The organism is Clostridium sp. YIM B02555 (genome assembly GCF_022320955.1).
GTDB lineage: Bacteria > Bacillota > Clostridia > Clostridiales > Clostridiaceae > Clostridium > Clostridium saccharoperbutylacetonicum.
Genome location: NZ_JAKJJY010000008.1, coordinates 87,014 through 106,465, shown reverse-complemented (window position 1 = coordinate 106,465; position 19,452 = coordinate 87,014). Strand labels below are relative to the sequence as shown.

Genomic DNA, 19,452 nt, shown 5'->3' with positions numbered 1-19,452 from the left:
CGTCCAATCTTATTTTTTGTGAAGACGTTGGAGAATGAGTTTATTCTTCTAGATATTCCTCAGTAAAATCAGCATCACTATATATACTTAGGATATAGAGTGATGTCTTACATATGAAGAGTGCATGTCTCGTTTCATCTTTAATCAATAGGTTATCACTCTCATTGATACAGTTTAGAGATATAATGTTTGATTATAGATCAATCCGTTCCACTTTGTGTCCTAAAAATTCCTCAAGTCTTTTATCGGAGTATTGGATATTGACTGTTTTATAGATATGCTGGTATCCTCGACCTAAAAGCCCTCGGTCAAACGGTTTATCCTTTAAATAATTCTGCTGAAATTCTCCCGAAAAACATTCAATGTATGCGTCGACGTAATCCATTGTAATTGGGAGATGTCCATGGGCACTATAAATATCTTTGATATCATTTTCTAATCGTTTTATCTTTTTCCAGCTGTCTAGTGCCATGGAAAATGGTGCGTTTCTATCAGATTCAAAAAAGTAAATGATGACGTAATCACAAATCATATCTCCTGAAAAAAGTCTCTTTTTTTCTCTATCCAGCAGCATGATATGCCCGTAAGAATGCCCTGGTGTAAATATTACCTCCAAAGTTTTTCCGCCTAAGTCAAACAATTCGCCATCTTTTACAAAATGTGGAGTCAAGGTTCGAAGCAGGCTCCTTTCAGCGAATGCCTTGCTATCGAAATGTTCAATGGCTTCAGGCTTATTTTCTTTCAGAAAATTTACCCCCATCTCAGCTATGAACTGCCTTTCGTGCTTTGTGTCAAAACCCATAATCTGACCGTAGTCAGGCTGGTACAGCCATACGTCTCCAAAATATTCGCTTCCGTAGCTGTGGTCAGGATCGCCATGGGTCAATACCAGCATTACTGGCAGACTTGTTATACTTCGAATGATAGGCCTTATGTCCTCGAATCCATAACCAGCATCAATTAAGATCGCTTTTTTTTTCCCTAGGATAAGATAAAAATGCACAAGTGCAGCTTGAGTAATGACATATAAATCATCGTCTAGTTTTTGCACTTTACAGAAATTTGTTGATGTAATCATGATTATCACCTTCCTTTATTGTTATTAAGATTTCATCTATATACACATTTTATGGCTGTACAATAATTATATCAAGTACTATAATATTTAATGTATACTATCAAAAATGATAGTATTGAGTTGAAAAAATAAATGATGTGTACATTTTGGGACCATGAAACAAACAATCGTCCAGTTTAAGTCAGATTCGTTAATCATATCAGCGATATAAATATTTTCTTTTTTACATATTGGAAATAAGATTCTGCCACGAATCCAGGAACAACAGTGATAAAAGACTTCTTATCCCTTTATCTTTACTTTTGAATAATACTATGTATAATGAATACTAAGAAGTACAATAATATTTGATTGGTACTATTAAATATGATAGTAATGAGGTGGCATATGAAAAGAAAGTCTGAAGATGATTATGTAGAAAATTGTCCAATATCAAGCGTGCAAAAGATAGTACGTGGAAAGTGGACCATGGTTATCGTATTTTTTTTGAGCCAAGGTACTTTAAGATTTGGGGAACTTAGTAGGAAAATGCCACAGGTAACTCAGGCAAATTTAACGAAAGAGCTTAGAATGCTAGAAGAATACAGGATTATACATAGAGAAATATATAAAGAGGTTCCTCCTAAAGTAGAATATTCATTGACAGAGTTGGGGGTGAAGTTTTTACCAGTATTGAAATCCCTAGAAAAATGGGCAATGGAATATGAAAAAATGTCAAACTAATTTATCAGCCATTTCATTTTGTTTTAGATGAAACTCTTTTCGATATGCTTCTAAACTTTCATTAAACATAATGCCTCTTATTTATAAGCTAGAGAATAATAGGCTGAAATATGATTCTATATTATCCCCAAATTTGATAAATTATAAAAATAAAAGTATTGAAAAAAATTTAAAATTCATATATGATGTAACCATACTGAAATATAAACATGAAAAGAATATGAATGTAAAGGTGATGTAAATATGCTAAAAGAGGTAGTTTTAAATTAAACTAACTAAATAGGGATTATTTTAAGAAGTATATGAAAAAAGCTTGAATAACTCAAGTTTTATTTATGGTGCAATCAATTAACAATAATGTTAATGTTGCCATGTTTATTTGTGTACTCTAAAAATAATCAGTATATAATGAGCATGTTACATCTTTATCTGCAGAATAGGAGCCGTGTTCTAAACACGGTATTTTTATGCCTATTTTTGCTACATTTATAGATATGTTATGAGATTTTAATTTGTATAATTTTAGGAACATTAAAAAATAACAAGTCAATCTGTGAAGGCTATTTTCTATCATACTGGGTCAGCAGATTACCCTAATAAAAAATAATCATTGTATTTTGAATTGTTATTTTATTTCGTATCCTTTACCAATAAGCTATATAAATTAAAATTGTATATTTCATGTTTGTATTTAGGTTAGGCACGTGAAAATAAATAGCAATTGAATTTGTTATTTATTTGATAGTGACTTATATGATTATAAGGCTGTAAATGAATTGTTATGTTCATTTATGGTCTTTTTTATTTATTTTTAAGGAGAATATTATGGTAATTTATATATTTGAAATTGAAGATTCCAAAAGAAAGACAAATTTTTTAAGAAATACTAGGATGGTGATTATTAATGGTTAATAAACTTTCAGCATATAAAATTTATTTATTATTTTCAGCGATTACTGCAATGTGTTTTTCACTGACAGCAACAGTTATGATAGTGTATCACATTGAAAATGTTCATCTAAATCCACTTCAGCTTATACTTGTTGGGACTACGTTAGAGACAGCATGTTTCATATTTGAGATCCCTACTGGTATAGTTGCAGATGTGTATAGTCGTAAATTATCCATTATTATAGGTGCAGTTTTAACAGGGGTAGGACTTATTTTAGAAGGATCTATTTCTAGTTTTATTTTCGTACTTGCTGCACAGATTGTATGGGGATTGGGTTCTACTTTTATCAGCGGGTCTCTTGAGGCATGGATTGCAGAAGAAGAGAGAACTAAGGATTTAGATCGAATTTATATAAAAGGAGCACAAGTAGGACAGATAGGATCAGTTGTTGGAATAGTATTAAGCACTGTAATAGCTAATTTTTCCGTAAGACTGCCTATTATAGTTAGTGGAGTTTTATTTATAATTCTTGCATTATTTTTAGGGTTATATATGCCAGAAAATAATTTTAAACCATCTGCTCCAGAGGATTTAAATACATTCAAAAAGATGGAATATACTTTTAAATCTGGTCTTAAATTTATAAAAAGTAAATCTATAATCATAATTTTACTTTCTGTAACTTTGTTTTATGGATTGTCAAGCGAAGGGTATGATAGACTTTCTAATGCACATTTTCTGCAAGATACTATGCTTCCTAAGCTTTGGAATCTTCACCCAGTCACTTGGTTTGGGATCTTTGGAATTGCAGGAATGGTATTAAGTGCAATAGTTATGCATTTTATGTCAAATAGACTTGATGATGATAAGAATAATAGTGGAAAGCTTTTGTTAGGTATAAATATATTTTATATATTATTTATGTTTATATTTGCTATTACAAAAAACTTTAGCTTAATGTTAATGGCTTATTTAGCGACAAATATCTTTAGAACTATAAATGAACCTATATTTAGTGCATGGATTAATGGACATATAGACGATAAGGCTAGAGCTACTGTACTTTCTATAAATGGACAAATAAATGCCTTAGGTCAAATTTTAGGTGGGCCAATTATAGGAATTATAGCTACAAATATTTCAATAAGTATTGGTATAGCATGTACTTCACTATTAGTAACACCAGTACTGATTTTATATGTTGCTTCTATGATAATGGATAAAAAGGTTGTTGATAGAGTTGGAGGTGGCGATTATGAAGAAAATAATTAATATAGGAATCGTTGCACACGTAGATGCTGGAAAAACAACTATAACAGAGAATTTATTATATTATAGCGGGGCTATAAAAGCAGTCGGAAGGGTTGATTTAGGTAATACACAGACAGACTCTATGGACCTTGAACGTAAGAGAGGAATTACTATTAAATCGTCAACTGTATCTTTCACTTGGAAGGACGTTAAAGTAAATATTGTTGACACTCCAGGACATGTAGATTTTATTTCAGAAGTTGAACGCTCATTAAGTGTTTTAGATGGAGCAATAATAGTTATATCAGGAGTAGAAGGGATTCAGTCTCAAACAAGAATATTATTTAATACATTAAAGAAGTTAAATATTCCAACAATAATTTTTATAAATAAATTGGATAGAATAGGGGCAAATTTCAATAAAGTATTAGAAGAAATAAAAAAGAATATGTCCAATAAAGTGGTTAGACTACAAGAAGTATACGATGAAGGAAGTAAAGAGGTTTATATAAAAAATCTACACGATATATGTATGATGAATGATGATGTCATTAATGTTTTATCGGATTTAGACGAAGCATTTCTAGAAAAATATATTAGTGGAATGGAGATTGATAAAAAAGAAATACAAGAAGAACTTTCATTATATGCAAGGAAAGGAAATCTATATCCAGTATTTTGTGGCGCTGCAGCAATTGGACTCGGAATTGAAGATTTATTAGAAGGAATTTGCAGTTATCTCCCATTTGCAGGAGATGATTGTGTAAGGGATTTATCAGGAGTGGTGTTTAAAATTGAAAGAACAAGCACTAATGAAAAGAAGGTTTATGTAAGATTATTTAATGGAAAAATATCAGTAAGAGATAAAATTCAAATGCCTAATAAGGAGAATGTAGAAAAGGTAAAGAAAATTAATAGGTTAGAAAATGGGAAAATTACTGAGGCGCAGAGTATAGAAGCAGGGGATATAGGTATTTTATATGGACTTGCAAGCTTTCAAGTTGGAGATGTAATCGGAATTTTAAATAATAAAGTTAAAAATATATCTATGGCTAAACCAACATTAAAAACAACAATTTCTGCAATTGATAAAGAAAAAAATTCTGAGTTATTTAGGACACTAACATTTCTTTCAGAGGAAGATCCATTATTAGAATTAGAGATGAACGATTTAGATAAAGAAATTCATGTTAATTTATTTGGTGAAGTTCAAATGGAAATACTGAGTGCTATAATAGATGATTTCTATGGAATAAAAGTAGAGTTTTCAAATATTCAAACCATTTATAAGGAAGCACCTAAAGGTGTTGGAACATCAATAATACATATTAAGGAAGAAGCAAATCCTTTTTATGCAACGGTAGGTTTGAAGATAGAGCCTTTGGGAAGAGGTGGAGGACTTAAGTATATTTCTAATGTTTCAGTAGGTTCACTGCCAAAATCTTTTCAAAATGCAATTGAGGAAGCAGTTATTAAGACTAGCAAACAAGGACTTTTTGGATGGGAGGTTACGGATGCTAAAGTTACACTTACCTGTGGTGAATTTTTTAGCCCAGTCAGCACGCCAGCAGATTTTAGGAATGTGACACCTATGGTATTTATGGAAGCCTTATATAAGGCACAAACTGTTTTGTTAGAACCATTACATGAGTTTGAATTAAGAATTCCTCAAAATGTTTTAAGTAAAGCGATTTGGGATTTGGAAACTATGAGAGCTACTTTTGATAATCCTGTTGTTATAGAGGAGGAATTTTCAATAAAAGGATTGATTCCAGTAGAAAACTCAAAGGAATATAAAATGAAAATAGCTTCATATACACAAGGGAAAGGAATGTTTGTGACAAAATTTTATGGGTATAAGGAAGTTCCGGCTGAATTTGGAAAAGTAAACACAAGAACAACGTATGATCCATTGAATAAAAAAGAGTATCTTCTTCATAAATTAAACACAATTAGAGATTAAGTAATCTATAAATGACTATAATATTATGATTATTAGTTTGTAATATTTAATACTGGGACAAAGACAGCTAAGGCAGTAGTTGTTAATGATCCGGCAACAAATCATATTGATTTTAATGTTAGTGGAGTAACAACTACTCAAGGTAATGTTGATTCGAGTTCAATATTAAAAAATATTATAGTTAACGTTGGAGATATATACTACCCCCTAAATATAAATGGAAGTTTGTCCAACAGGTCACTATTGTCGAAATATAAGATTAATAATATTATAATATTGCACTTATTAATATGGATAGTTAATATAGTAAAAATTAATCGGGAGGAATAGAAAATGATAGGAACTGGTTTAGGGAAGATATTATCAGGAATTACAATAGCAGCAATGATTACAGGGGCAGGTATAGGCTTTGATAGAATGATTAATACAAACAAAATTGACAGTACTACTGCAGTAATTCAAAAGGCAGAGCAACAAATTGACGAAGTAGGGAAACAAAATGATGCAGATAAAGGAACAGTACAAAAATTAATTGATTATGTTAAAGGACTAGAAAAACAAATAGATGATACCAATAAAAAATTAGATGATTTAGATAGAGAAGCATCTAAGCTAAATAGCATGTTAAAATAATATTTTAAAATCACTTTTTATAAAGGTTGAGGTATTAAAAAAAGAAGAGATTGATGATGACTAACATGGAATATAATAAAATATGCATTTAAGACACTTGCAGCAATGTAGGTGTCTTTTGTTATACAAAATTTAAAAAAGGCAGGTGCAATATGAATGAAGAATTAGTAAAAGATAAACTGGAGACACATGATAAAAGGCTCAACAACCATGGGGAACGATTAGATAAAATAGTAAGAGTGTGTTTGGGATATAGGAGTTAATCTTGTATCCTTTATTTTTTGCCTAAAATTGTCATTATGTTTAATTGTATTAGTGGCATAAAACATATAATAAGTGAAATAAGAGAAAGTAGTATTGTGAATAATTACTTTAATGTATAAATATAAATAATTAAAGCAAAAAGCATTTAATTATCTAAATGTTGATGTAAAATATTAGTAATAAATAGTTGGCTATTAATAATATATTAAATTAGCAATGAAGGATTTATTATGTCATAAAAATTTACAATTTACTTAAAAGAAATAATAAGTAATTCAAAATTTAAAGATATATATGTTGCAAAAATAATTATTCAAGACTTAAAGATTTCCTAAGGAAATCAAGATTCATTGATAATTGCAATATATATTAAGTTTTTAACTTAAATATTTAATTTAAGGAGGTAAAGAAAAATTATGTTTCAATCAAAAATTTTTAAAATAATTCCTGCAGTATTACTAGTTTTTTTATTTACATTAATTATTCCTAAAAATGCTAATGCTGAAGTTATTTCTGGTAATTTTTCGGAAAAATCAATCAATAACCTACCAATAAGTAAAGTGACTACAGTCAAGGGCAATGACGTTCTGGTAATTGGTGAATCGTTTATTGCACTATCTCATGATATTACAAAATATCTTGAACAAGATGCTCGTAATGGTGGTGTCCTAGCTAATAATGAACATTTTCGTGACTATGCAGTAAGTGGAACAAAGTTGTCTGGAGGCATTTATCCATCTATACCTAATCAATATAATAATGCTGCAAAACAAAGTAAAGTCAAGTATGTTATTATGGATGGCGGAGGAAATGACTGTTTACAACCAACAGGCCAATATGCTCAAGATGCGACTAATGCTCTGAAAAATCTTTTAGCTCAAATGAAGAAAGATGAAGTTTTAAAAGTTGTATATTTCTTCTATCCAGAGCCTCAATCAGATTTTGGAGGATTAAAAAATAGACTTGATATTTTAAGACCACAGATTCAAAATATAGTAACTAATAACATTAGCCCGAAATGTTATTGGCTTGATTTGAGACCTGTATTTGCAGGTAAATATAGTCAATATATAAAAGCGGATGGAATTCATCCAACTGCAGATGGATCTAAAGCTGCTGCGGATGCAATCTGGAAGGTAATTAAAGATAATAATGTATTTAATAAATAATAAATATATATTGAAAAAGTTAGAATTTGATAAAACTATAATTGGTGAAGAAGTTCAGAATATCAGTGATAAAGAAGGTAGATTTTTAGTTAATGAAATAGCTAATGAAATACTTAATCTTAAAGAGCAATTTTAAAAATTGTTTATATGAGTATGCATTATATAATAAATTATAAGATAAAAAGCAGTAGTCACAATCCACTACTGCTTATTTTTTGCGTAAAATTTTAAATATCATACTTACAGAATATGTTACAATCAATCTGTGATGGTAAATTAATAAGCATTAGGGGAGGGGATTCGGTTGGAAAGACGATTTAGCCTTTTGTTTGGAATAATCGGAGGTTTTTTTCTTACACAAATAAATGGATTATTTCAATTAAGAATGGCTTTAGGAAACGTAAATGGATATGTCACAGATGTTATATTTAGAATACTTTCAATTATAGGACTTGTATGTATTATTTATTTTAGCATTTTATTGATTATTGACACGATTAAGACAGCACACAAAAGGTAGTAATGAATTCATGATTATGACATAATATTCATAAGATGTTTAGAAATAAAGATTTTGTAATTACTACATTATTGTATTATATGATGTAGCAATAAAAAGGGAGGTTGGGAGAGTAAGAATGAATATTGATAGCATTATTTTTGATTTAGATGGCACTCTTTGGAATTCAATAGAAGGAGTTTGTGGTGCGTGGAAATCGATATTATCAAAGTATCCGAACATAAAAAAAGTAGTAACACCTAAAGATATGGAAGGATGTATGGGACTTCAAATAAATGAAATAGGCAAAAAGTTATTTCCAGATTTAGATGAAGATTTTCAAATGAAGTTAATGAAAGAATGTTGTGAAACGGAACAAGTTTATTTAGGAGAACATGGCGGGGTGTTATTCTATAAATTAGAAGAAACACTTAAAGTGTTATCTGAAAAATACAAATTGTTCATAGTTAGTAATTGTCAAGATGGCTATATACAATGTTTTTTTAAAGCACATAAATTAGATAGATACTTTGATGATTTTGAATGCTCAGGTGTAACAGGATTATCAAAAGGAGAAAATAATAAAATTATAATAGAAAGAAATAAGTTGAAAAGTCCAATTTATGTAGGAGATACTAATGGAGATGCAGAATCAGCAAGAGTAGCAGAAATTCCGTTTGTGTATGCAAGATATGGATTTGGTAATGTTGAAAAATATGATTACGTTATTGATAGTTTTGAAGAAATACTAACTTTAGGATTATAGGTGAAATATAAATTATAGACATAATCTGCATGATATTAATAATAGATGCGGATTTTCTACGATTATTGTAAATCGTGTATAGTAGATTAAAAAATATGTTCTTTAAAAATTAAATAATATTACTTTTACAAAATATGTTATAATAAGTATTAAATAGTAAATGGCGTAATATAGATAGGAGGAGTCAAAATGAATGAAAAAATCATCTCTAGAGCTGGAGAAATTGTTGAGAAAAATACAGGGGAAGGAACTTATTGTGAATTGGCACTTATTGATTTAGAGGGGTATCCGACTGTTTCAACTATCACAGCTTCTAAAGCAGACGGTATTAATTGGTTGACATTCTGTACTGGAATTGGCAGTGATAAATCTATTAGAGTTAATAAGTGCAATAGGGCAAGTGTTTGCTTCAATTCCGATGAGTATAATATAACCCTCGTAGGTACAATTGATATAATCACTGATCCAGATATAAAAAAAGAAATGTGGTATGGAGGATTAACTAATCATTTTAGCGGTCCGCAAGACTCCAATTATTGTGTATTACGATTTAAAACGGAACGCTATAACCTTTTAGTTGACTGGGAAGAGGCGAAGGGAAGATTGTAAAACAATCAGAAAAAGAACAAAACAATATATTGATTCTTTTAAGATAAAACCGAAAAGTTGTTATGAAAGATTACTTAAGGTAATAAGATTTGGCTCAAGTCCAGAAGATATTGAAAAGTTCTATGATGAATGGTGTGAATTGGTTAAGGATTTAGAAAGTGTTTGTAACAAAGAAGCAGCATAATAAAAGTGAAATTTGAATTTGACAGATTATTTATCTTGATAGTGTAGAGTGAACTATGAAAAAACAGAAATATAAAATAGATGACAACATTAGTTAGTGGAGGCAATTTAATGAAGGTTGAAATTAAAAAATTAACACCTGCTCATGTAGATGAATATATGAACTTTTTCGAGACAACACCACATGATGATAATATACCTGAACATACCTGTTATTGTGAGTGCTGGTGTAGCGCCGATCACCGTTTTGAAACAGGAATTCCATCACGTGAAGAAAGAAAAGCAATGGCTATTGAATATGTTAAGAGTGGACAGATACAAGGATATTTAGCATATGTTGATGATTGTATAGTTGGTTGGTGTAATGCAAACACAAAGACAGAATGTGTGAATTGTATAGGCTGGTATCGTTTTATGCCACAAGTAAATGAACTGGAGATTGATGTAAATGCTAAAGTAAAGTCGATATATTGTTTTCTTGTTGCACCTGATATGAAAAGAAAAGGAATAGCAAAACAATTATTGCAATATGCTTGTCAAGATGCGAAAAGCGATGGTTATGATTATGTTGAAGTATATCCCGAAAAAGAAACTACCGATGAACTTAAACATTTTATGGGGTTTGTTGATATGTATAAAAGCTTTGGATTTACTATTCATGCAGAAACAAATCAAAAATTTATAATGAGGAAGCAGTTAAAGGGCTCTAGAGGATAAGGAGTATAGGAAGCAAACATATTCCTATTTGCGTAGCTGTGCTCAAATCTTTTTTGATTAATTTACATATTTCTTTACATAATTTATATTTGTATGCTTTGTGCAAAAACTTATGTAAAGATTAAGGTATTTTTAAGTTAACATTAATTGCTAATTAATATTATAGTAATAAACTAAAAATGGAAAATAAATTTAATTAGTATAAAATGTTACGGGGGTACGTATGGAAACTAGAGAAATAAAACAACGATTATTAACAACCTGCTTACTGATATTATATTTGCTCGTATTAACCTGGATTATAATATTTAAAATGCAATTTTCAATTCAAGACTTGGACCATTTGCGAAGTATTAACTTAATACCATTTAAGGAATCGGTAATAGTGAATAATAGGATTGAATTTTCAGAAATATATGATAACATACTCGTATTTGTTCCATTTGGACTTTATGTTAGTATGTTAAAAAGTAATTGGTCTTTCTTAAAGAAAGTTGCTCTAATAGCAGGTGTAAGTTTGCTTTATGAAGTATTGCAATTTATATTTTCAGTTGGTGCATCTGATGTAACTGACCTTATAGGAAATACATTTGGAGGAATAATTGGAATTGCAATATACATTGTTTTTCGTAGACTATTAAAAACAGATTTTAAAACAAATAAAATTTTTAATATTATTGCACTAATTGGGACAATATGTGTGATTATATTGTTAGCAATTTTAGTGAGTTAATTTTAATACATGATATTCTTATTAAAAGCTTTAGGCTTATCGCCCTTACTTATGCTGTTTTATAAGAATCGTAATTATCAATAACAATTCCAAGTTTGGTTTAAATTATGGCATTTAATTTTTTTATAGAGTTAGATATGTAGTAAATGAATGAAGGAATGCGAATATTAAGTTGAAAATAATAGTTGGCCATTGCCAATTACTACAATCTTATGGTCATACTGCATTGGTTTTAGAGTATATTCAATTGAGTTTGGTTCAAGTCTTATTGATTGTTGAATAAGTTGATCACCACTAAATATAATCATGAAAATCTTACCGGAAGAAGCATTTTTTACTTTATAGGAAACATTAGGCATCAACTTAAAATCATTAATGGTATAAAATCCTTCGGAAAATGTTTGAGGATTAGGAGCAGCTATAACAGCTAGATTATTCATAGTAAATGCTAGTAATAAGAAAATAGAAAATATAATAGCTGATTTTTTCATTAGCTTAACCTCTTTTCATAATTTAGATGGTGCAGTTTATAATAAGTTTATTATATGTAAAGCATGAGAAAATATTCTAAGCACTTGATTTTGTACAATTTTCTTTATAGCTTTAATTTTAGTTACTTTGTATAATTATGTTACATTTGTTTAAATTCATATGTATGAGCATTTATTTTTCTGGTGTTACATAGAAATACTGTAGCACCAGAGAAAATCCTTACTAGCAAATAACTTAAAAAATTTTGTTTTGCTAAATTTTTTACAACCTTAGTAAAGGGTAGGAACTGGGTAACATGCAACTTGACTTATAGATTTTTCATCAAATCCATAAAACACCCATTTTTTACCGTCCCATCTATAACCAGAAACTTCTCCTTGCTCTAGTCTTGTAGGATAGAACCAGAAAGGCTTTCCGTGTTTAGGCCATACATACGTATATGATTGTAAGCAGTCAACGATATATGAAACCTTTGGCTTTTTAGGTTTAGTTTTTGGTGGAGGAGAATTTGGTGGTCCATATTCTCTCATATGATTTTGCTCCTTAAAAAACGCTCTAAATTATATTATGATTGGAAACAGATATTGTTCATTTCACCTGCATAAAATGTTCTCATATGCAGCATAGCTGCTCTTTCTAAGGGAATGTTCTCATATGCAGCATAGCTGCCTTTTCTAAGGTGCACATTTTTATGCTAATCGTGAAGATATTTTAAGTATATTTCATAATTTTGATATAGAAAGAATACGCCATATAGATTATTGCTACCTAAATCATGAAAAAACAGATTGTAAGTATTATTACATAAACGGATATAAAAAATAGTGAGAGTATTTGCATTTAATGCATTATTTTGGACATTTTAGGATAAATAATAATATTTAATTTTTATATATGGTAATATGTAAGAGGAAGGATGTTAATCGTTTTTGGTTATAATTTGGATGGTACAACTCCATAAACGGTTAATCTGAATTTTAGTAAACTAGGGAGGAATTAAATATGTTGAAAAGAAAAGTAATTTTTACTGCTTTAGCAGCATTAGTTATGACAAGTTCTTTAACTATGGTTGACAATACTGTTTTTGCAGCAACAACTTTAAGTACAACAGAAAATACTTTTACTAAAGAAGCTTTAAGTACGCAAAAAATTTCTTCAGCATTTAACGCACAGGCAGTACCGAAAACGATTACCTCAAATGAAATTGGTATTAATGGCGGCTACAACTATGAACTTTGGAGGGACCACGGAAACACCAGCATGACGCTAAAGGATGGTGGCACGTTTAGTTGTCAGTGGAGCAATATCGGAAATGCGTTATTCCGTAAAGGCAAGAAATTCAATGACACCCAGACATACAAACAGCTTGGAAATATATCAGTAAACTATAATTGTAATTACCAGCCATCTGGCAATTCCTACATGTGTGTATATGGATGGACGAGAGGTCCTCTCGTGGAATATTATATAGTAGATAGCTGGGGCAGCTGGAGACCGCCTGGCGGAACATCAAAAGGCACAATTACAGTCGATGGTGGTATCTATGACATATATGAGACCACTCGAATCAACCAGCCTTCAATTGAAGGAAATAATACAACTTTTAAGCAGTATTGGAGCGTCCGCAGATCTAAACGCACTAGCGGAACAATATCTGTCAGCAAACACTTTGCCGCTTGGGAAAGTAAAGGAATGCCACTTGGAAAAATGCATGAAACTGCATTTAACATAGAGGGATACCAAAGCAGTGGGAAAGCTGATGTGAATAGTATGTCAATTAATATCGGAAATAAATAATAATCAATAAAACGCTCTTTTTCAAGAGCGTTTTTAAAAAAATATACACCTATGATTATAGAGGAGAAAATGAATTTTTGGCTGGAGAGTATAAGGTAAGTGGTAGGACTATATTTACTGAAAAAGATAATAAGGCTACTTATGAAGGTAATAGTAGTGAAATTTTCACGGTGACATATAAGGGAGATATATCTGAACTTCTTCAATAGGACATTTAGAAATATATAGTGAAGGTGCAAAATTGGTTTATGATTTAGATAGTAATGAAGCACTTAGACAGAAAACTTTTATTTTAAAATCTCGTAGTATAGATGGGGTAGAATCAAAAAAGGAAACAGTAGAAGTTAATATAAATATTGATGAAAAAATTCAATGGTTTGAAAAACATATTTACAATATGGAAAATTAAATATATAATTAAAGATTAAAACTTTTTCTTTCTACTAGCTTTTGCTTAACAATATTATTTTAGCTTAAAAGTGATAAATATACAAGATAAAATAAGCATATGCGAGTGTATATTTGCAGTTTCGCTAGTAATTAGTATTAGTATATTAGAACAGTTTATATAAAGTTTAGTATTTTTTAGGTCTGATGATATAATACTTTTGGATAGAGACGTCTTTATACTAATTATAGATAAATTTGGAGAGTGATCTTAATGCAAAAAGTTTATGAAACTGAAAGACTTTTGTTAAAAGTTTTAGATAAATCTTATGCAGAAATGGTTGTTGATTATTGTTTAAGAAACAAATCTTTTTTAGAAGAGTGGGAACCTTTGAGGAGCGAAGAATTTTATACAAAGCAATATCAGGAAGAACAACTAGATAAAGCGTTAACAGATATAAAAAATAACAATTCGTTAATATTATGGATATTCAAAAAGCAAGACGAGCAAAGAATATTGGGTTCTATTGCTTTTACTAACATAGTAAAAGGTGTATTTTTATCGAGTTATCTTGGCTATAAATTTGATAAAGATGAAATCAATAAAGGGTACATGACTGAGGCAATTCAAAAAGGAATTGAAATTATGTTTAATGAATATGGATTACACAGAATTGAAGCTAATATTATGCCAAAAAATAAAAGATCATTAAGAGTAGCTGAGAAATTAGGCTTTTATAATGAAGGACTAGCATATAAATATTTAAAGATAAATGAAAAATGGGAAGATCATATACATATGGTTTTATTAAATGATAAGGTTTAGTAAGAGTTTTGGCATAGGTTTTGATTATAAGTTAATATTTAAGAGTTAGATTATTTGGAGTTGTGTAAAAAATAGTTTGGTTGCAATTGGGTTATTATTTTGTTGAAAGTTATTGTAATTTAAGCTAGAATTACATTAAATAGGAATGTAAATAAGTGTGAAAAAGAATTTTCATAGGTGATGAAGTTCGCTTTTAAATATCTCCTTTGAGATTGATGACCTCTACTATATCAAAAATATAGTAGAGGTCTTTTGTTTTATATTAGATATTTTATGGATACTAGACACCTTCAAAAGAAGAATAGGATAAAAAAATAAAATTTAAAGTAATTATTTGTACTTTTATAAGATTTTATATACAATAATATCAGGGGTGATGTATTAATGAAGAAAAAACTTAGACCAATAATTCTAGTTATTGCTATTGTTCTAATAGGAATATCTGTATTTGGATGCGCTAAAATAAAAGATTTGGCTGGAAAAATTAAAGGTGATTTAGTTGGACAACAATTTACTGTAACCACCTATGATGATTATGGAAATAAAACTTTAACAGTTGAAGGTAGCAAAGTTACAGTAGGCTTGCTGCAAAATAGTGATAATTTTGATAAAAAAGCTTCAGAATTTAAGTCAGAAGTATTGGAAGTTACAGTTAATGGAAATCAAATGTTCCAAGTTGGTAATACAGTAATATTTGCTGAAAATGGATTGGATATGATTGAAGGCTATGATGTTCCAACAGATGTTAATGTAAATAAAGGTGGCGGTTATGTTCCACTTGATAGATTCGTTAATGATGTTAAAAATAAAATAGGAAAAGACAAGACAATTATTATAAGCTCACAACAAGGGATTCCTATAGGAGTATATCAAGGCAAAGACGTCTATGTTACAATACCAGAAGATTTACCTAAAATGACCAGAATAAATATAGATGGAAAAACCTTGTATATTCATAGAGCTAATTATACTATTCTTGATAGTAAAATGATAAAAGGCAAATAACAAAGTGGACAAGTATATAAAAATGTAATAGTATTTATTAACAAATCCTAATTGCTAAATTAAATAGTAATTAGGATTTTTTTATTTAAGATGTTTGGGAAAATCATGCATAGTTATTTAAAAGCTTTATAATACTATTTTGTAACAGCAATTTATTTTTTGAATAATATAACTATATAGATAATTGTTTATTTAGTTATGTTAAATATAAATTAAATAACTAAGTTGTATTGACAATAGATAGACAATGTTTTATATTGAGTATATAGATATATATCTATATAGGAAAGGTGTGAATGCATATGGATTATGAAGAAAATGCAAAAATTTTTAAAGCATTAACTGACCAAAGTAGATTAAAAATAATTGATATATTATCGTGTGGTGAAAAATGTGCATGTGAAATTCTAAATTATTTTGATTTTACTCAGCCAACTCTTTCACATCATATGAAGGTATTAAGTGATTGTGGCCTTGTAGAGGTAAGAAAAGAGGGGCTTTGGAATTACTATAAGTTAAACATAAACAATTGTAATAAACTTACATTGTTTATGATGAATCTCATAACAGAAACAAAAGATTGCATTTGTAAAGATAAAGCTAATTGTACTTGTAAATAAGAATTATAGATATCCAAAGCAAGAATTAGGCTTACGCGAAAATTACCGAAATCCAATACATTTGTCTTCCACAGGACTAGTGAAATTTTCGCTGGAAGGTTCTAAATGTGGGCTTGACATCATTTCAGCGTGTTCCAGATGTAAAATCTGGACAAGCTTAAATGAAACAAGCCCCCATTAAGAACCATCATCAGCTCAATTTCACATGCCTGCTTCCAGAAAAATGTATCTAATTTCTAGTGTAGTGTTACGATTAGAATTTCTCAATGATACATGTATATTCCATTTATAAGTTTGATTCTTAAATTGGATATCTATAAGTTATAAAACAACTTAAATAGGAGGGATGAAGGTATGAAAACAAAAGTAGCATTTGTTTGCGTTCACAATTCATGCAGATCACAAATGGCAGAGGCACTTGGAAAGCTTTATGGAAGTTCAGTATTTGAAAGTTATTCTGCTGGAACAGAAACAAAGCCACAAATAAATCAAGATGCAGTGAGAATAATAAAGGACTTATATAATATTGACATGAACAAAACTCAAAAATCTAAACTTTTATCTGATATTCCAAGTGTGGATATCGTTATAACTATGGGGTGTAATGTGGAGTGTCCATTTTTGCCTTGCAAATATAGGGAAGATTGGGGATTGGATGACCCAACAGGTAAAAATGATGAGGAGTTTATAAAGACCGCTAAAACTATAGAAGAAAAGATAAAAGACTTAGCAAATAGAATTGAGAATAATGAAATTAATTTAGACTAATAGTTAAATAGTAGGGGGATTTGAAAATGAATAACAAATCATCAAAACTATCATTTTTAGACAGATACTTAACTCTATGGATATTTGCAGCAATGGCACTTGGAATATTCCTTGGATGGGGAGTGCCATCATTATCAGCAGGACTTGCAAGCTTATCTGTTGGAACAACATCAATACCGATAGCTATAGGTCTTATTGTCATGATGTATCCACCACTTGCAAAAGTAAATTATAAAGAACTTGGAAAAGTATTTAAAAATCCAAAAGTTCTTGGTTTATCATTAGTCCAAAATTGGTTTATTGGACCAATCTTAATGTTCATACTTGCTTTTGTGTTCTTAAAATCTGATTCGGAATTAATGACGGGACTCATTCTTATTGGACTTGCTAGATGTATAGCAATGGTAATTCTTTGGAATAGTTTGGCAGATGGGGATAGTGAATATGCAGCAGCTCTAGTAGCCTTTAATTCTATATTTCAAGTAGTATTTTATTCAGTATTTGCATATATATTTATTACAGTTTTGCCACCAGTATTTGGACTTACAGGATATGAAGTTCATATTTCCATGGGAGAGGTAGCAACGTCTGTGGCGATTTATCTGGGAATACCATTCTTATTAGGAATGCTTACTAGACTTATATTAGAACCTATGAAGGGAACAGAATGGTATGTAAAGAAATTTGTGCCTAAGATTAGCCCACTAGCATTAATAGCTTTATTATTTACAATTGTAGTAATGTTCATGTTTAAAGGTAAATATATTGTAGAATTACCTTTGGATGTTATTAAGGTTGCAATACCACTAATAATATATTTTATAGTTATGTTTTCTGTTTCATTTTTCATAAGCTATAAATCAGGTATAAATTATCATCAAACTACTACTTTATCATTTACAGCTGCAAGTAATAACTTTGAATTAGCAATAGCTGTTGCAGTAGCAGTATTTGGGATTCAATCAAGGGTAGCTTTTGCAGCAGTAATAGGTCCATTAATAGAAGTACCAGTAATGATTGCATTAGTAAATGTAGCATTACATTGGGGAAGAAGGTATTTTTTCTATTCTAAGGAAGAAAATAATTAATACGTTTATTATCAATGTTTTATAGAGAGTAGTGTGAAAAATGGATAGAGATAAAATTCTAAAACAGTTATTAAACTCTAGCGAAACACTTATCATGCCAGATGCGTTTGATCCAATTTCTGCAAAAATAATTGAGTATGCAGGATTTTCTGCTGTTCAATGTTCAGGATATAGTTATGCTATATCAAAAGGATATAAGCATGAGGACGATATTGATTTAAAGACTAATTTAGATATTACAAAAAGTATTGTTGATACAGTAAATATTCCTGTCATGGCAGATGGAGAAGATGGTTATGGTGAAGGGGAGAATTTTAAGAACACAATTAAAGAATTCATTAATACAGGTGTGTCAGGAATAAATATTGAAGATCAAGTTCATAATATGGAATGTAAAAAATTAAGAATTATAGATGAATTGGACATGCTAAATAAGATTAAGGATGCAAACAGTATTAAATTTGACCTTGGAAAAAATGATTTTATTATTAATGCTAGAACTGATGCACTCTTGTCATTAAGTAATAGGAAAGAGGCACAGAAATTAGCAATAGATAGAGCAAATAAATACTTAGAAGCTGGTGCAGATCTTTGCTTTGTATCATATGTAAAAACACTTGATGAAGTTAAGTTGTTATCAAGAGAAATTAATGGACCTATTAGTATTGCTGCAGGACTACAATATAATATACAAGAATTTTCAATAAATGATTGCATTGAATTAGGAATTGCGAGAGTAAGCCTTCCTACAGTTATGATTTTGAATTCGATTGAAAGTATGGTTAAAAAATTAAAAGAAATAAAAAGTACTGGTAACTTTAATGAAATAATTAAGGACACCAATTTATTATATAATAGCAATCTGTTAGAAGAAATTTTAAATGGAAAAAATAAATCTTTGTTACAATAGTTTAACTTGGGTAAAGTAGCAAAAATTATATGCCTCTTATAAAATAGAGATGAACTTTCTATTTTATAGGAGGCATTTT

24 protein-coding genes and 1 pseudogene are annotated in these 19,452 nt (G+C 29.7%); 22 read left to right on the top strand and 3 right to left on the bottom strand.

The genetic code is table 11. The features are described from left to right. Window positions 1–193 precede the first annotated feature (193 nt). On the bottom strand, window positions 194–1,078 hold the full coding sequence (locus tag L3B98_RS13250) for an MBL fold metallo-hydrolase (protein WP_238917028.1): 885 nt from the start codon (window positions 1,076–1,078) through the stop codon (window positions 194–196). Between the two features lie 387 nt (window positions 1,079–1,465). Between L3B98_RS13250 and L3B98_RS13245 the strand changes: the two genes are divergently transcribed. The 13 genes from L3B98_RS13245 to L3B98_RS13190 all read left to right on the top strand — a co-directional run bounded on the left by L3B98_RS13245 (window position 1,466) and on the right by L3B98_RS13190 (window position 11,480). Then, window positions 1,466–1,801, top strand: coding sequence for a helix-turn-helix domain-containing protein (locus L3B98_RS13245; protein WP_238917027.1), 336 nt, complete (start codon window positions 1,466–1,468; stop codon window positions 1,799–1,801). Window positions 1,802–2,705: 904 nt separating this feature from the next. Beyond that, on the top strand, window positions 2,706–3,965 hold the full coding sequence (gene tetA(P) / locus L3B98_RS13240) for a tetracycline efflux MFS transporter TetA(P) (RefSeq protein ID WP_238917025.1): 1,260 nt from the start codon (window positions 2,706–2,708) through the stop codon (window positions 3,963–3,965). Then, window positions 3,949–5,907: a tetracycline resistance ribosomal protection protein gene (gene tet / locus L3B98_RS13235; RefSeq protein ID WP_238917024.1), complete on the top strand. Its 1,959-nt coding sequence runs from the start codon at window positions 3,949–3,951 to the stop codon at window positions 5,905–5,907. Before tetA(P) ends, tet begins: the two co-directional genes overlap by 17 nt. Before the next feature lie 333 nt (window positions 5,908–6,240). Continuing rightward, window positions 6,241–6,540, top strand: coding sequence for a hypothetical protein (locus tag L3B98_RS13230; protein ID WP_238917022.1), 300 nt, complete (start codon window positions 6,241–6,243; stop codon window positions 6,538–6,540). A gap of 152 nt (window positions 6,541–6,692) precedes the next feature. After that, window positions 6,693–6,803: a hemolysin XhlA family protein gene (locus L3B98_RS13225; RefSeq protein ID WP_238917151.1), complete on the top strand. Its 111-nt coding sequence runs from the start codon at window positions 6,693–6,695 to the stop codon at window positions 6,801–6,803. A gap of 417 nt (window positions 6,804–7,220) precedes the next feature. Then, window positions 7,221–7,973, top strand: coding sequence for an SGNH/GDSL hydrolase family protein (locus tag L3B98_RS13220; protein ID WP_238917020.1), 753 nt, complete (start codon window positions 7,221–7,223; stop codon window positions 7,971–7,973). A 10-nt stretch (window positions 7,974–7,983) separates the two neighbouring features. Further along, a complete protein-coding gene (locus tag L3B98_RS28935; RefSeq protein WP_275298419.1) occupies window positions 7,984–8,109 on the top strand; it encodes a hypothetical protein in 126 nt (41 codons plus the stop codon). A gap of 168 nt (window positions 8,110–8,277) precedes the next feature. Next, the gene (locus L3B98_RS13215; RefSeq protein ID WP_173696295.1) at window positions 8,278–8,493 is read left to right on the top strand and encodes a hypothetical protein; all 216 of its coding nucleotides are present in this window, start codon (window positions 8,278–8,280) and stop codon (window positions 8,491–8,493) included. 118 nt (window positions 8,494–8,611) lie between these two features. Then, on the top strand, window positions 8,612–9,238 hold the full coding sequence (locus L3B98_RS13210) for an HAD family hydrolase (RefSeq protein WP_173696296.1): 627 nt from the start codon (window positions 8,612–8,614) through the stop codon (window positions 9,236–9,238). A gap of 189 nt (window positions 9,239–9,427) precedes the next feature. Further along, complete coding sequence (locus tag L3B98_RS13205; RefSeq protein ID WP_238917019.1) at window positions 9,428–9,847, top strand: pyridoxamine 5'-phosphate oxidase family protein; 420 nt, start codon at window positions 9,428–9,430, stop codon at window positions 9,845–9,847. Beyond that, complete coding sequence (locus L3B98_RS13200; RefSeq protein WP_238917018.1) at window positions 9,816–10,031, top strand: hypothetical protein; 216 nt, start codon at window positions 9,816–9,818, stop codon at window positions 10,029–10,031. The genes L3B98_RS13205 and L3B98_RS13200 overlap by 32 nt, the downstream gene beginning before the upstream one ends. A 110-nt stretch (window positions 10,032–10,141) precedes the next feature. Then, a complete protein-coding gene (locus L3B98_RS13195) occupies window positions 10,142–10,747 on the top strand; it encodes a GNAT family N-acetyltransferase (RefSeq protein WP_238917017.1) in 606 nt (201 codons plus the stop codon). A 223-nt stretch (window positions 10,748–10,970) separates the two neighbouring features. Further along, on the top strand, window positions 10,971–11,480 hold the full coding sequence (locus L3B98_RS13190; protein WP_238917015.1) for a VanZ family protein: 510 nt from the start codon (window positions 10,971–10,973) through the stop codon (window positions 11,478–11,480). 167 nt (window positions 11,481–11,647) lie between these two features. On the opposite strand, the gene L3B98_RS13185 is transcribed toward L3B98_RS13190, so the two are convergent. Then, entirely contained in the window at window positions 11,648–11,971 is a 324-nt protein-coding gene (locus L3B98_RS13185) for a hypothetical protein (protein WP_173696301.1), read from the bottom strand. Between the two features lie 270 nt (window positions 11,972–12,241). Next, window positions 12,242–12,502: a hypothetical protein gene (locus L3B98_RS13180; RefSeq protein WP_015391982.1), complete on the bottom strand. Its 261-nt coding sequence runs from the start codon at window positions 12,500–12,502 to the stop codon at window positions 12,242–12,244. A gap of 517 nt (window positions 12,503–13,019) precedes the next feature. Here L3B98_RS13180 and L3B98_RS13175 point away from each other — a divergent pair. The 9 genes and pseudogenes from L3B98_RS13175 to L3B98_RS13140 form a co-directional block, all read left to right on the top strand. Beyond that, window positions 13,020–13,736, top strand: a pseudogene (locus L3B98_RS13175) (glycoside hydrolase family 11 protein); the annotation flags it as partial. A gap of 110 nt (window positions 13,737–13,846) precedes the next feature. After that, on the top strand, window positions 13,847–13,978 hold the full coding sequence (locus L3B98_RS28930; RefSeq protein WP_274600556.1) for a hypothetical protein: 132 nt from the start codon (window positions 13,847–13,849) through the stop codon (window positions 13,976–13,978). 32 nt (window positions 13,979–14,010) lie between these two features. Next, window positions 14,011–14,178: a hypothetical protein gene (locus L3B98_RS13170; RefSeq protein WP_238917012.1), complete on the top strand. Its 168-nt coding sequence runs from the start codon at window positions 14,011–14,013 to the stop codon at window positions 14,176–14,178. Between the two features lie 252 nt (window positions 14,179–14,430). Continuing rightward, a complete protein-coding gene (locus L3B98_RS13165; protein ID WP_238917011.1) occupies window positions 14,431–14,982 on the top strand; it encodes a GNAT family N-acetyltransferase in 552 nt (183 codons plus the stop codon). A 384-nt stretch (window positions 14,983–15,366) separates the two neighbouring features. Continuing rightward, on the top strand, window positions 15,367–15,987 hold the full coding sequence (locus L3B98_RS13160) for a DUF5052 family protein (RefSeq protein WP_015391985.1): 621 nt from the start codon (window positions 15,367–15,369) through the stop codon (window positions 15,985–15,987). 296 nt (window positions 15,988–16,283) lie between these two features. Then, a complete protein-coding gene (locus L3B98_RS13155) occupies window positions 16,284–16,607 on the top strand; it encodes a metalloregulator ArsR/SmtB family transcription factor (protein ID WP_275298418.1) in 324 nt (107 codons plus the stop codon). Between the two features lie 354 nt (window positions 16,608–16,961). Then, on the top strand, window positions 16,962–17,375 hold the full coding sequence (locus tag L3B98_RS13150; protein ID WP_238917009.1) for an arsenate reductase ArsC: 414 nt from the start codon (window positions 16,962–16,964) through the stop codon (window positions 17,373–17,375). A 26-nt stretch (window positions 17,376–17,401) separates the two neighbouring features. Further along, a complete protein-coding gene (gene arsB, locus L3B98_RS13145) occupies window positions 17,402–18,463 on the top strand; it encodes an ACR3 family arsenite efflux transporter (protein ID WP_238917007.1) in 1,062 nt (353 codons plus the stop codon). Window positions 18,464–18,503: 40 nt separating this feature from the next. After that, on the top strand, window positions 18,504–19,373 hold the full coding sequence (locus L3B98_RS13140) for an isocitrate lyase/phosphoenolpyruvate mutase family protein (protein WP_238917006.1): 870 nt from the start codon (window positions 18,504–18,506) through the stop codon (window positions 19,371–19,373). Window positions 19,374–19,452: the final 79 nt, after the last annotated feature.